13 protein-coding genes and 1 other RNA gene are annotated in these 12,952 nt (G+C 65.1%); 8 read left to right on the plus strand and 6 right to left on the minus strand.

The features are described from left to right. Both QNO06_RS15105 and QNO06_RS15110 read left to right on the plus strand, forming a co-directional pair. The gene (locus tag QNO06_RS15105; protein WP_227911859.1) at positions 1-1,563 is read left to right on the plus strand and encodes an ATP-binding protein; all 1,563 of its coding nucleotides are present in this window, start codon (positions 1-3) and stop codon (positions 1,561-1,563) included. A 139-nt stretch (positions 1,564-1,702) separates the two neighbouring features. Then, positions 1,703-2,194, plus strand: a complete 492-nt coding sequence (locus tag QNO06_RS15110; RefSeq protein WP_227911860.1) for a GtrA family protein — start codon at positions 1,703-1,705, stop codon at positions 2,192-2,194. A gap of 7 nt (positions 2,195-2,201) precedes the next feature. On the opposite strand, the gene QNO06_RS15115 is transcribed toward QNO06_RS15110, so the two are convergent. Both QNO06_RS15115 and QNO06_RS15120 read right to left on the minus strand, forming a co-directional pair. Continuing rightward, positions 2,202-3,581: an NAD-dependent succinate-semialdehyde dehydrogenase gene (locus QNO06_RS15115; RefSeq protein WP_227911861.1), complete on the minus strand. Its 1,380-nt coding sequence runs from the start codon at positions 3,579-3,581 to the stop codon at positions 2,202-2,204. A 95-nt stretch (positions 3,582-3,676) separates the two neighbouring features. After that, entirely contained in the window at positions 3,677-4,474 is a 798-nt protein-coding gene (locus tag QNO06_RS15120; protein ID WP_227911862.1) for a trimeric intracellular cation channel family protein, read from the minus strand. Positions 4,475-4,752: 278 nt separating this feature from the next. On the opposite strand from QNO06_RS15120, the gene QNO06_RS15125 reads away from it, so the two are divergent. Beyond that, the gene (locus QNO06_RS15125; protein ID WP_227911863.1) at positions 4,753-5,385 is read left to right on the plus strand and encodes a restriction endonuclease subunit S domain-containing protein; all 633 of its coding nucleotides are present in this window, start codon (positions 4,753-4,755) and stop codon (positions 5,383-5,385) included. A gap of 6 nt (positions 5,386-5,391) precedes the next feature. On the opposite strand, the gene QNO06_RS15130 is transcribed toward QNO06_RS15125, so the two are convergent. The 3 genes from QNO06_RS15130 to ssrA form a co-directional block, all read right to left on the minus strand. Beyond that, positions 5,392-5,694 carry a hypothetical protein gene (locus QNO06_RS15130; RefSeq protein WP_227911864.1) on the minus strand — a complete coding sequence of 101 codons (303 nt, stop codon included), beginning with the start codon at positions 5,692-5,694 and terminating at the stop codon, positions 5,392-5,394. 98 nt (positions 5,695-5,792) lie between these two features. Next, positions 5,793-6,836 (minus strand): glucose 1-dehydrogenase, encoded by a 1,044-nt coding sequence (locus tag QNO06_RS15135; RefSeq protein ID WP_227911865.1) that lies wholly within the window; start codon positions 6,834-6,836, stop codon positions 5,793-5,795. 163 nt (positions 6,837-6,999) lie between these two features. Then, positions 7,000-7,369: a transfer-messenger RNA gene (gene ssrA / locus QNO06_RS15140) on the minus strand. A gap of 205 nt (positions 7,370-7,574) precedes the next feature. On the opposite strand from ssrA, the gene QNO06_RS15145 reads away from it, so the two are divergent. Beyond that, positions 7,575-8,441, plus strand: a complete 867-nt coding sequence (locus QNO06_RS15145; RefSeq protein ID WP_227911866.1) for a PaaX family transcriptional regulator — start codon at positions 7,575-7,577, stop codon at positions 8,439-8,441. A gap of 16 nt (positions 8,442-8,457) precedes the next feature. On the opposite strand, the gene QNO06_RS15150 is transcribed toward QNO06_RS15145, so the two are convergent. After that, positions 8,458-8,859 (minus strand): RidA family protein, encoded by a 402-nt coding sequence (locus QNO06_RS15150; RefSeq protein ID WP_227911867.1) that lies wholly within the window; start codon positions 8,857-8,859, stop codon positions 8,458-8,460. A gap of 161 nt (positions 8,860-9,020) precedes the next feature. Here QNO06_RS15150 and QNO06_RS15155 point away from each other — a divergent pair, with 161 nt between their 5' ends. Genes QNO06_RS15155 through QNO06_RS15170 form a run of 4 tightly spaced genes read left to right on the plus strand, consistent with a single transcriptional unit; the run spans position 9,021 to position 12,925 of the window. Further along, complete coding sequence (locus QNO06_RS15155; protein ID WP_227911868.1) at positions 9,021-9,878, plus strand: fumarylacetoacetate hydrolase family protein; 858 nt, start codon at positions 9,021-9,023, stop codon at positions 9,876-9,878. A gap of 43 nt (positions 9,879-9,921) precedes the next feature. Beyond that, positions 9,922-10,392, plus strand: coding sequence for a cupin domain-containing protein (locus tag QNO06_RS15160; RefSeq protein WP_227911869.1), 471 nt, complete (start codon positions 9,922-9,924; stop codon positions 10,390-10,392). Next, a complete protein-coding gene (locus tag QNO06_RS15165; RefSeq protein WP_227911870.1) occupies positions 10,389-11,258 on the plus strand; it encodes an acyl-CoA thioesterase in 870 nt (289 codons plus the stop codon). The genes QNO06_RS15160 and QNO06_RS15165 overlap by 4 nt, the downstream gene beginning before the upstream one ends. A gap of 41 nt (positions 11,259-11,299) precedes the next feature. Beyond that, a complete protein-coding gene (locus QNO06_RS15170) occupies positions 11,300-12,925 on the plus strand; it encodes an AMP-binding protein (protein WP_227911871.1) in 1,626 nt (541 codons plus the stop codon). Positions 12,926-12,952: the final 27 nt, after the last annotated feature.

Genomic DNA, 12,952 nt, shown 5'->3' on the forward strand with positions numbered 1-12,952 from the left:
GTGGACCGGCTTTTCCCGCTCGACTACGAGGAACTGTTCAACAACGCACCCGCCGGGCACATCCTCACCCTGGAAGACGGCACCGTGGTGTCCGCCAACGCCATGGTGCTCAAATGGATCGGTAAATCCATTGAAGAGCTGCGCGGCACCAGCCTGCTGAAGCTGCTGCCGGTGGGTGACCGGATTGTCTACACCACCCATGCCATGCCCCAGCTGGGAATGAATAAGGCGTTCGCCGAACTCGCCGTCGACCTCATGGGACCCGCAGGCCAGCGCATTCCGGTGCTGCTTTCCGCCACCCGCACGCCGGCAGCCGGCGACCGGCCCGCCCTTGACCAGATTGTCGCGTTTTACGCGCACGAGCGCCGGTTGTACGAACGGGACCTGATCTCGGCGCTGCGCACGGCTGAGGACGCCGAGTCTGCCCGTGCTGCGGCGGAAGCGAGCCTCACCGCCCAGGCCGTGGTGCTGCAGGAAAAGGACGGGGTGCTGCAGGCTTCGCTGCTGGAGAGCCTGCGCAAGGAATCCATGCTGGAGACCATCCTGGACACGGTCCGGGTGGGTGTGGTGGTTATTGACGAGGACGGACGGCGGATCCTGACCAACTCGCGCCAGCGCCTGCATGAGCGTTTGGCCGCCCCCTACTTCACCAAGCGTCCCACCGAGGGCGAAATGCTGATTTTCGGCCCCGACCGCTCTACGCCGGTCCCGCTGGAGCAGCGTCCCGTGCAGCGCGCGGGCCGCGGACAGTCCTTCTCGGACCAGCTGGTCTGGTACGGCGAGGGCGAGGAGCAGAAGGCCCTGAGCGTATCTGCCCGGTCCATGAAGGGCGACGACGACGCGTTCCGGGGCTCGGTGATCGCCTACAGCGATGTCACCGGGCTGGTCAACGCCGTGGCCGCCAAGGACGACTTCGTGGCCAACGTTTCACACGAGCTGCGTACCCCGCTGACTTCGATCATGGGTTACCTGGAGCTGGCGCTGGACGAAGAAGATTCCATTCCGTCCTATGTGGCGTCCTCCCTTAAGGTCGCTCAGCGGAACTCGGAGAAGCTCCTGCATCTGGTTTCCGACCTGCTTTCCGCCGCTGCGGGGTCCACCAGCGTGGAGCAGGAAGTCACCGACCTTAGCGAACTGATCCGCTCCTGCATCACTTCCGCCGAGCCGCGGGCCGAGATCAACGCCGTCGAGCTGATCGCCCAGGTCCCGGAGTCCCTGCCGGCCATGGTGGATCCCAAACGCATCTCCCAGGTGCTGGACAACCTGCTCTCCAACGCGGTCAAGTACTCGCCCGACGGCGGCCGGGTGACGATCCGCGCCTGGCGCACTGACGCGGGTGCCACCATTTTGCAGGTGGCCGACTGCGGTATCGGCATGACTGAAGCCGAGCAGGCGGAGGTATTTACCAAGTTCTTCCGCTCCGGCACCGCCCGCCGCGCACAGATCCCCGGCGTGGGGCTGGGCCTGGTCATCACCAAGCGCATTGTGGAGGAGCACGGGGGCACCATCGCCATGGAGAGCGAAGCCGGCAAGGGAACTGTCTTTACGGTCACACTGCCCTGATTCCGCTTGCGTTTGACCCGATTTTGCGGCCAAATGCACGGTGTGCAATCATCCGAAGGTAAAAGTCCCTCACCTGCGTAATTGCACGGCTTGGGCAGGAAGCTGCGTCCCGGTGCGAACGCGTTGAACGGATTCGGTAATGGCTACAACCAACAAGGTGCGCGTGATCGCCCGCCGCCTCGGCTCCTTCTCGGCTGTGGGAGCCGTGGCCTTCGTGGTGGATGTGAGCTTGTTCAACATCCTCTCCTCCACCCTGATCCAGGACAGCCCCATCCTGGCCAAGACCATTTCCGTCCTGGCAGCGACCACCGTCTCCTGGCTGGGCAGCCGTTACATCACTTTCCGCAAGCTGCGGACCCGCAGCATCCGCACCGAATCCCTGCTTTTCGGCCTGACGAACCTGGTGGGCCTGTTCATCGCCACCGGCTGCCTGTACGTCTCCCACTACGTCCTGGGCTACCGCAGCCAGTTCGCGGACAACATCTCCGGCAACATCGTGGGCATTGCCCTGGGCAACATCTTCCGGTACTTCGCCTACCGCTACGTGGTGTTCAACGGACCCAGCGACCACGCGGATGCTTCCCGGCCGGAGCCCGAAAGCGCGGAACCGGAAAGCACCCGCGCGGCCTAGTCCGTCCTCAGCGCTTGGCCGGGGTGCGGACCAGCTTCTTGTTGACGAACTCGTCCATGCCGTAGCGGCCCAGCTCGCGGCCGACGCCGGACCGCTTGACGCCGCCGAAGGGCAGGTCAGGCTGAGTGCTGGCGGTGCCGTTGATCCAGACCATGCCGCTTTCCAGCTGGTCCGCCACCTCCAGTGCCTTGTCCTCATCGGCGCTGAAGACGGTGCCGCCCAGGCCGAACGGTGAGTTGTTGGCCAGCTCCACGGCCTCATCCGCGCTGGCCACCTTGTAGATGACGGCGGCCGGTCCGAACAGCTCCTCGGAGAAGGCCCGCATGTCCGGGGTGACGTCGGTGAGCACGGTGGGCTGCACGTAAGCGCCGGGGCCGTCGATGTGTCCGCCGCCGGTGCGCAGCGTTGCCCCCTGCTCAACGGCGTTGCGGATCTGTTCCACCAGCCCGTCCGCTGCGGCCTGCGAGGAAAGCGGGCCGAACCGGGTTTCCGGATCCAGCGGGTCGCCGGGTTCCATGGCCGCCATCCCTGCGGTGAACTTCTCCACGAACTCCTCGTAGATGTCCTCCATCACAATGAACCGCTTGGCGGCGTTGCAGGCCTGCCCGGCGTTGTTCATGCGGCCGGCCACGGCCGCCTTGACGGTGGCATCCAGGTCCGGGCTGTCCAGGACAATGAACGGATCGCTGCCGCCCAGTTCCAGCACGTACTTCTTCAGGTTCCGGCCGGCCACCTCGGCAACGGCGGCGCCTGCCCGTTCGCTGCCGGTCAGGGATACACCCTGGATGCGCGGGTCCGCGATGATGTCCGCGGCCTGCTCATTGGTGGCAAACAGGTTGATGTAGGCACCTTCGGGCACGCCGGCGTCGGCGAAGATCTGTGCCATGGCCAGCGCGGACTGCGGGCAGTTGTTGGCATGCTTGAGCAGCACGGTGTTGCCCAGCACCAGGTTGGGGCCGGCGAAGCGGGCCACCTGGTAGTAGGGGAAGTTCCAGGGCATGATCCCCAGCAGGGGGCCGACCGGCAGGGTACGGACGACGGCGGTGCCGCCGCCCTTGGGTGCCAGCTGTTCGTCGGCCATAAAGCCGGGGCCCTCGGTGGCGTAGTACTCGTAGATGTTCGCGGAGAGGGCTACCTCGCCCTTCGCCTGGGTCAGCGGCTTGCCCATTTCCGTGGCAATGAGTGCGGCCAGTTCGTCGGCGCGCTCCCGGTACAGTTCGGCAACCCGGGCAACAACCTTTGCCCGGCTCGCTACCGGTTCGTTGCGCCAGGCGAGGTACGCCTCGTGGGCGGACGTGACGGCCTGGCTGATCTGAGCATCGGTGGCTTCGGGGAATTCCTGGAGGGTCTCTCCAGTGGCGGGATTTACGCTTTTGTAAGCAGTCATAACGGCCACGCTACTCCGGCGTAGCGAGTCTGCAAAAGTGGATTTTTTCGGGACTAAATCGTCCGGAATCAGCGTTTTAGCGCAAATAAGCGCAGTTATTCGCGTCCGGTGTCATCTTGGTCCGGGTTCTTGTGCCCGGTTCCTTCCGCGGCGCCTTCCCCGGATGCAGGGCGGGGCCGTGGCCTCAGGCGGGGGCGCCGGAGTGTGGGCCGCGGCCAACCTGCTGCCTGCCGCTCGGCCGGGCGGGTGCGGCGGGGCAGCTTGACGGTGAACTCGCCCGGGCCGGGCAGCCGCCAGCCGCGGCGCCGGGCCATGATGCACAGGACCGCGCAGGTGCCGATGGCCACGCCCATGCCCACGTTCTGCATTCCCAGGCTGTACAGGACCACCATTTCGGCGGCCGCCACCAGCGCGCCGGTGGCATACAGGGTGTTGCCGCCGAAGATTGCCGGGACGCGCCCCACCACAATGTCGCGGATCATGCCGCCGCCCACCGCCGTCGCGACGCCGATCAGGATGGCAGGCAGCCAGTCCAGGTCCACGGCCAGGGCCTTGGCGGTACCGGTTGCTGCCCAGCAGCCAAGTGCGAGGGCGTCGATCACAATCAGGAAGCGGTTGGCCCATTTGCCCTTGAGTTCAATGGCGTACGCGATGAAAGCACCGGCAATGGCCGTGAACAGGTAGGCGGGGTTGGTCAGGGCCACGGGTGTACCGGCCTGCAGCAAGGTATCGCGGAGTACACCGCCGCCCAGGGCAGAGGTAAGGGCCAGCACAATGAAGCCCACCGGGTCCATCCGCAGCTGTCGTGCCACGGCTCCGCCCAACACCCCGTTGGCCAGCACTCCGGCGAGGTCAACGGCGTCGAAAACCTCCGCCGGGTCGAATAAGTTCACGCCGCTCCTGCTGTTTCCTCCGGCCGTGTTGCCGCCGTCCATTCTACGGTGGTCTGCGGCTCCAGGCGGATCCGGGGCGTCCTCAGCAGGGCGGTATGGACACTTCGGCTCATGGCCGCACAAATGGACTCATGCAATACTCGGGGGCAGTCATTCGGTCAGATCCAGGGGGATGGAAATGAAGTTTCAGACTGATGCATGAGTCTGTATATCGAGGACACCGCGAAGAGCACCCGGAGTTATGCGAATGGAAAACTGGGCGTGAAAGGCCTGGAACAGTGAGCGAATTGACTCCACGGTCCCGCGGCCGCTCCGGCGCCGTCATACTGGCACTTTTGATCACCGCCGCTGCCGCAGGATGCGCGCCGTCGGTGCAGGCAGAATCCCAAGAAACGGAGACATCCACGGCAGCACCTCTTTCCGCGGAAGAGTTCGCGGACATCCAGCAGGAGCTGGAGAAACTGGTTCCCCTGCTGCAGCAGGGGACGGGAGGCGCCGCAGAACTGGCGGTCGACAAACTGCGGGAAATCTCCTGCCTTCGCCCCGAAATCGAGGAACAACAAAAGCAAACAAGCTGGATGTCGGAACTGAGCGCGACGCCGCAGGACGCCACCGCAGCCAACGCGGCACTGGAGCAACTTGTCTCCACCTTGGAACAGGAGGGATGGACCTTCTCCCGCGAGGCCGGAGATTCCGAGGAAACCGATGGCGTTGTCCGCGAAATAGTGCTGAGCAACGGAGGCCTTCGCGCCACGGTCACCTACGAACGCGGCCAATCCAACCCGGAGCACTTCGTCATGGTCTTCCTGCGCACCAGCTGCCTGGAACACCCCGCGGACCACCAGATGCAACGCTCCCCGTTGGATCCCACCTACGGCATAAGCGACTTGTACTACCCCGACGGTGCCTGACCCCCGCTAGCGCTCGTTTGAATCGTCTTCTTCGGATCCCTGCGGATAGCCGTCGTCATCCACCGGGACCTCCGCCTTCTGTTCCAGGATGTCGGCCTCGGACCCCTCGGGATAGACCGGGCCACTGGGGCCGGCGTCGCCCGCCCCGGGAATCATGTCCTGGTCCATTCCGTCCGCCTCTGAACCGTCGCGGTGGATTTCCCCGGCCGGGCCGGCGTCACCGGCGCCCGGAACGGTAGGAATGTCCTGATCTGCCCGGTCGGCGTCCGAACCGCCGGGCATGATGGGAAGGTCGGTTTCCTTGGTCATCAGCGTCCCTCCAATGCGGGTTGCCGCGGCCGCCGGGCGGCCCTGGTTCTTCCTGTCTACCACTGAAGCCGGCCCCGCTGAATACCCTCCCGGACGGATCAGGCCAGGTCCAGCACCACCTTGATGTCGCCGTCGCGGTCTTCGAAGGCCTGCTCGTAGTCGGCCAGCGCAACTCGGCGGGAAATTATCTTGTCCAGCCATGATGTGTCGGCTTTGGCCAGTGCCTCCGCCGCCTTGAGGTAGTGCCGGCGGTTGGCGTTGATGGTTCCGAAAACCACCCGGTTGTCCATCACCAGGGACAGGTTCAGCGCCCCCAGGTCCAAGGACTCTTCACCGCCTTCCTCGGAGACCCCGGTCAGGCAGGTGACGGAGTTTTTGGCGCCGTTCTGCAACACCTCGCGAATCACGGCGGGAGCACCGGTGCACTCGATGGTGATATCGGCACTGACGCCGGATTCGGCGAGGGACTCGGTGTGGAATACGGCACCGAGTTCCTTGGTGAGGGCTTCCTTGGGTCCGCCTTCTTCCAGGTCGAAGACATGCACCTCCATTCCGCGCTGGATGCCCAGCAGCGCGGCCAGCAGGCCCACCGGTCCTGCACCGGTTACGGCAACCACGTGCGGGCGGAAATAGGCGCGGCTGCCAATCCTGTCTACCTGTTCCCATGCCTTGGCGAGGATGGTGGCCGGTTCCAGCAGCACGCCCACGCGTTCCAGGGAAGGCTTCAGCTTCACCATGTCCTCCGGTTCACCCCGCCAGCGTTCGCGGGCAAAGCCGTCCAGGGCTTCGATGCCGTGCTCGGTGTAATTGCCGGTATGGCACATGTCCCATTCACCGGCAGCGCAGGCACGGCAGTTCTCCGCACAGGGACGGCGGACAATCCCCACCACCAGGTCCCCCGCGGCCAGCCCGGAGCCTTCCGGCGCTTCCAGCACCCGGCCCAGGTTCTCGTGGCCCATCACCAGGTAGTCCCGGCCCTCGGGAGCAGTACCGAACTCGTCCGCGATCACTTCCCGGTCCGTGGCGCACAGCCCCACAGCAAGCGTTTCCACCAGTACGCTGCCTTCGGCCGCTTCCGGCTCCGGCAGGTCCGCCAGGTCCAGCGAATCCTTCTGCCCGGGGGTAATGGTCAATGCCTGCATGGGTGTCCCTTCACGCGTACCGAGTTTCTTCCCCCCAGATTAGCGCCCGCTCAACGCGGCGTTGGAAGCGCATGCCGCCGGACAAAGAAAAACACCCCGGTCCGAAGACCGGGGTGTCAACGTTGACCCGACTCACCCGTAAAGGATGTCTCGGCGCAACATACGGTGGAGATGGGGGGAATCGAACCCCCGTCCGGTGTTGTATTGTCAGGGCTTCTCCGGGCGCAGTATGCGTCGGATTTTCTCGGCCCCAGCCATCTTGCAAACGAGTGGCTGATCCGGGCCCAGCCGTCATAAAGTCCCGAACACCCCGACGGCAGAGGTATTCAGCAGTGGCCCTCTAAACGACGCCAGCATCCGGAGCGAGAGCGACTCCGGGCTGACGGACTACTCCGGCTGCTTAGGCAGCGAGAGCGAAGTCAGTGCGCATAGGTTTGGCACTTATTTTTTTGCAGAGAGCGTTAACGAGATAACTCTGCGTTCTCGGCCCGCTTCCCCTGGCTCAACAAACATCGTCGAAACCGATCATCCCCGTGTTCAGTTGCCAAGTACTTCCGGTGTTTCTTCAACTGCGTGTTACCTCAACTGCCGGCCCTCTCGGTCCAGCATTGGGTATAACGACGGCGGCGCGCGGATGATTCCCGCCGTTTGCGGCAGATTTCCGGGCCGGCAGTACATGCTGCGCTGCCCGGCGGCCGGGGGTCAAGCCGCAGGTCCGGCGCGTTGTACCATAACGGAATGATCAAGGAAGTGCCGCCTGCGGCGGAAATGCAGGAAGGCACGGTGCCCCGGCACCACCAATTGATCGTTACGCTGTTTGGCCTCTATGCCCGGACCCCGGGAGCAGGCATTCAGGTGGCCACCATCATCCGGCTTCTACAGGACGCCGGTGTCGGTCCGGCGGGGGTGCGCTCCTCCATCTCACGCTTGAAGAAGCGGGGTGTCCTGGAAAGTGTGACCGTCCAGGGCCGCAGCGGATACGCCCTGTCGTCCGGGATGCAGGACACCTTCCGCGAAGGTGACGAGAGGATTTTCCATCCCCGCCGCGCCGGCATTGAGGATCCCTGGCTGCTCGCCACCTTCACCGTCCCTGAATCCCAGCGCAATATCCGGCACAAGATCCGCAGCTCACTGGTGCGGATGGGTTTCGGATCAGTCACCCCGGGGCTATGGATTGCCCCCGGACATTTGCGTCCCTCGGTTCTGTCCTACTTCGAAAACCGCGGTATGGGCCAGTACCTGGAGTTTTTCCTCGCCGACCACGTTGGCAGCAGTGACATGCGGGCCAATGTGGCGCAGTGGTGGGACCTGCCGGCGCTCGAGCTTCAGTACGCCGAGTTCATCCGCCTCCAGCAACCGCTGCTGGAACGCTGGCTCGACGGCGGGCAGCCCGTTGCGGACCGCATGGCCCGCGCGTTCGTGGACCACTTGCTACTGCTCACCGAATGGCGTCGGCTCCCGTACCTGGACCCGGGGCTGCCGGTGGAGCTGCTCTCCAAGGACTGGAATGCGCTGGAGGCACACGACCTCTTTTCCCGGCTGCACTCCGTTCTGGGTCCGCTGGCCGAAGCGCACGCGACCGCCGTCATCGACGACGTTCCCTAGTTCCGGCTCGTCCCGGCTAGTCCCGGTCCTGGATTACGGCGACGCCCTGGATCTCGATGACCGCTTCCTTCTGCCACAGCCGGCTGACACCGATCCCGGCCATCGCCGGATACTCCGACCCCGCCATCTCACGCCAGATACGGCCAATTTCGCGGCCGTTGGCCATGTAGTCGTCCACATCCGTGAGGTAAATGGTCACGGATACCAGATCCTCGGGACGACCGCCCGCCTCGGCCAGCGTTGTCAGCACATTGCCGAAGGCCTGCCGGAACTGTGCAACCACACCGCCTTCCACAATCCGCATCTCTGCATCCAGGGCAGTCTGCCCGCCCAGATAGACCGTGTTCCCCGACAGCACGCCGTGCGCATACCCCGACGGTTTGGGCAGCGAAGAGGGGTTGATGACCTTATTCTGCATTGCGGTTTTTCCTCCTGAGCGGATCACTTTCCTGCGTGCAAATGCCTCTGTTCAAGCCATTTGCACCGTGCTACATTGAGCCTACGTGACGCCAGTCACAAAGTCGACATATTCCTCGGGACTGCTTCCACGGCCGGGGAAGACACAGGCAGGGAGAGCATATGAAGCTGGCAACCATAGCCGCCGGGGGCGGCACAAGCGCGGCCGTTGTGCTGCCGGACGGAAGCTACCTCCCCTTGGACGCACCAAACCTCAGCGCCCTGCTTCAGCAGGACCAATGGCGCGAAGAGGCAACCCGGCAGGCCGCCGCATCGGACGCCGTCGCCCGTTCCGTCCCGCGGGAAGGGACCACGCTGCTCAACCCGCTCCCGGTGCCGGCCAAGGTCATTTGCTGCGGCCTGAACTACAGCGAGCACATCTTGGAGATGGGCCGGGAGCTTCCCCGGTTCCCCACACTCTTCGCGAAATTCGCGGACACCCTCACCGACCCCTTCGCGGACCTGGACATCAGCGGCAGTGAAAGCGTGGATTGGGAGGGCGAACTCGCCGTCGTGGTGGGAACCGCCCTCCGCCATGCCGACGAGGCTGAAGCAGCAGCAGGAATTGCCGGCTACACCGCGGCGAACGATATCTCCATGCGGGACTGGCAGAACCGGACACTGCAGTGGTTCCAAGGCAAGGCCTTTGACCGGAGCACGCCCCTGGGGCCGATGCTCGTCACCGCCGACGAACTGGATCCGGAGGCCGGAGTGGAGGTCAGCTGCTACCTCAACGGCGAGCGCATGCAGCACGGCAATACGGCCAGCCTGGTCTTCAGCGCCGCCCGCCTGCTCTCCTATATTTCCACCTTCACCGAGCTGCGTCCGGGCGACATTGTCCTCACCGGGACCCCCGGCGGAGTGGGCATGGGCATGAATCCTCCCCGCTATCTGTCCGACGGCGATGTCCTCACCACCGAGGTGGGCGGGATCGGCCGGCTGGAAAACCACATCCGGGTCTCCTCCCGGGTCACCGCCTAGAGCATCCACCCACCGGCGCCCACGGTGCCAGGAAAGGAAAATCATGACCGCGTACAGCGTCGAAGGAGACAACTCCGTTTATGCCGGCCCCGACGGGCAGGTGGTGCCCGTGGTGACGCGGGCCGGGGAGGAAGACACCAACACCGCCCAGTCCGGGGACTGCGTCCGGGTCTCCGGCGTAAGCATCCAGCACACTCCGGCCACCAAAATCTGGTTCGGGCAGGTATCCAATGTGCCCGGTTACCGGTCGCTCCCGCATCACCACGGCGAAGCGGAAACCGGCGGCTATGTCCTCCGCGGCCACGGACGCATCTATTTCGGTGCGGACTACTCCGAGTACCTGGACATGAAAGCCGGAGACTGGGTCTTCGTGCCCCCCTTCATGCCCCATGTGGAGGCCAACATGTCGGTCACAGAGGAGCTCGTCTGGCTCACCGCGCGGACCCCGGAAAACATTGTGGTCAACCTGGACGACGTGCCGGACGAAACGCTGGACGGATACCGCCGCTCGTGAACTCGGACACCTTCCTGCAGGCCATCGAGCTCAAGCCCACCGTGGCGGAGATCTTTGACCAGGCCTACACCGCCATGCCCCAGTACGTTCCCTGGCCCAAGGCCTACGGCGGGGACATGGTGGCGCAGGGTGCGCTGGCCATGATGCAGTCAGCCGCCGCGGACCGCCGGCTGCACTCCATGCACAGCTACTTCCTGCGGCCGGTGGATGTGGGGATTCCGGTCCGGTACGAGGTGGAGCTCCTGCGCGACGGGCGCGGCTACTCCACGCGGCAGGTGCGGGGCTACCAGAACGGAAAGCCGGTCTACGCAGCACTCGGGTCCTTCCACGTGCCCGAAGACGGCCCGGAGTATGAGCCGGACCTGCCGGCGTCGTACGCAGGCGTGGATCCTGAGTCCCTCGCCAGCGCCGCCGACGTGCTGGACGGCCACGACGGCGACGACGCCCGCTACTGGTCGGCCGGCCGCAGCTTCGACATGCGCCATGTTCCGGGACCGCTGTACCTGGAAACCGGCAGCGGCGTCACCGCCCACCAGGCCGTGTGGGTCAAGGCTTTCTCGGAACTCCCCGATGATCCGGCGATCCAGCGTGCGGCCCTGGCCTATGTCTGTGACTACACCATCCTGGAACCCCTGCTCCGGGCCCACGGACTGGCCTGGGCAACCCCCGGGTTGACCACCGCAAGCCTGGACCACGCCATGTGGTTCCACCGTGACGGCCGGGTCGATGACTGGGTGCTCTACGCCCAGGACGCCGTTTCCTCCCAAAACAACCGGGGGCTGGCAGCGGGCCGGTTCTTCACCCGGGACGGGACCCTGCTGGCCACGGTGGCCCAGGAGGGCATGATCCGCGGTCCCCGCTCCTAACCCATCCCAGGGACACCAGCCCAGCTACGGAAAGAGGCACCATGGAACTATCCCCCTCGGCCCATCAGGACACCTTCACGCGCGACCACCTTCCGCCCGGGGAACAATGGCCGGTGCTGGAGTTCACCCTTCCCGAACTGCAGTACCCCGACCGGCTCAACGCTGCTGAAGCACTGATTGATGACACCGCTGCCGCGATGGGCGCCGACCGCACCGCGCTGCTGACCCCGGACGGTGAGCGGTGGAGCTACGGACTGCTGCTTGAGCGTTCCAACCAGGTTGCCCGGGTACTGGCCGAAGACCTTGGCGTTGTTCCGGGCAACCGGGTGATGCTGCGCGCGCCCAACAACCCGTGGCTCGTGGCCTGCTGGCTGGGCGTACTGAAGGCGGGCGCCGTTGTGGTGACCACCATGCCTGCCCTTCGTGCCGGGGAAATCGGCACACTGATGGAACTGACCCGCCCCACGGCGGTGCTCTGCGACCACCGGTTCCTGGCGGACATGAGGACCGCGGCCGGCGAGGTGCCGGTGGTCCCGGTGGGCGGCGACGACGACGGCGACCTCACCGTCCTGTCTGCAGCCAAACCCGCCAGCTTCACCAACGTGCAGACTGCCGCCGACGATGTTGCCTTGCTGGGGCCCACCTCCGGAACCACGGGCACACCCAAAATCACCATGCACTTCCACCGCGACATCCTGGCCAATGCCGACACTTTCGCGCGGCACATCCTGCAGCCGGTTGCCGATGATGTCTTCGCCGGCTCACCGCCCCTGGCCTTCACCTTCGGCCTCGGCGGACTGGTGGTTTTTCCGCTCCGGTTCGGTGCCAGCGCCCTGCTGACCGAGCGCACCACTCCGGCCCAGCTGGCCGAACTGAGCCGGAAGGCCGGTGCCACCGTGCTGTTCACCGCGCCCACCGCTTACCGGGCCATCATCAAGGAAGGGCTCGCCGATCTGCTGCGCCCGCTGCGCATGGCCGTCTCGGCCGGCGAGCATCTGCCGGAGGCAACGTGGCGGGAAGTGAAGAAGGAGACCGGTCTTGAACTGGTCAACGGAATCGGCTCCACCGAAATGCTGCACGTCTTCATTTCCGCTGCGGGCAGCGATATCCGCCCGGGTGCCACCGGACGTACCGTGCCCGGTTTCCGGGCCACCATCCTGGGACCCGATGACGAGGAAGTGGCCCCCGGGGAGATCGGGCGCCTGGCCGTCATTGGTCCCACCGGCTGCCGGTACCTGGATGACCCGCGGCAGGAAAACTATGTGGTCAACGGCTGGAACGTCACCGGGGATACCTTCCGCCAGGACGCCGACGGCTACTTCTACTACCAGGCCCGGTCCGACGACATGATTGTCTCCTCCGGCTACAACATCGGCGCCCCGGAAGTTGAGGCCGCCCTGAACCAGCACCCCGACGTACTGGAAAGCGCTGTGATCGGCCGCCCCGATCCCGAACGGGGATCCATAGTCCTCGCCTTTGTGGTGCTGCGGGAGAACGTTCCGCCGGGGGACGCGAAGGCCGTCGAACTGCAGGACTTCGTCAAACAGGTGATCGCGCCGTACAAGTATCCGCGCGCCATTTCGTTTGTCGACGAGTTGCCCCGGAACCCCAGCGGCAAGCTCCAGCATTTCAAGCTCCGCGAAATCGTTGAAACGGCCCAGGCCTAGATCCACACCGGACACCCGGTATTGAAA

It is taken from the genome of Arthrobacter sp. zg-Y20, assembly GCF_030142075.1.
Classification (GTDB): domain Bacteria; phylum Actinomycetota; class Actinomycetes; order Actinomycetales; family Micrococcaceae; genus Arthrobacter_B.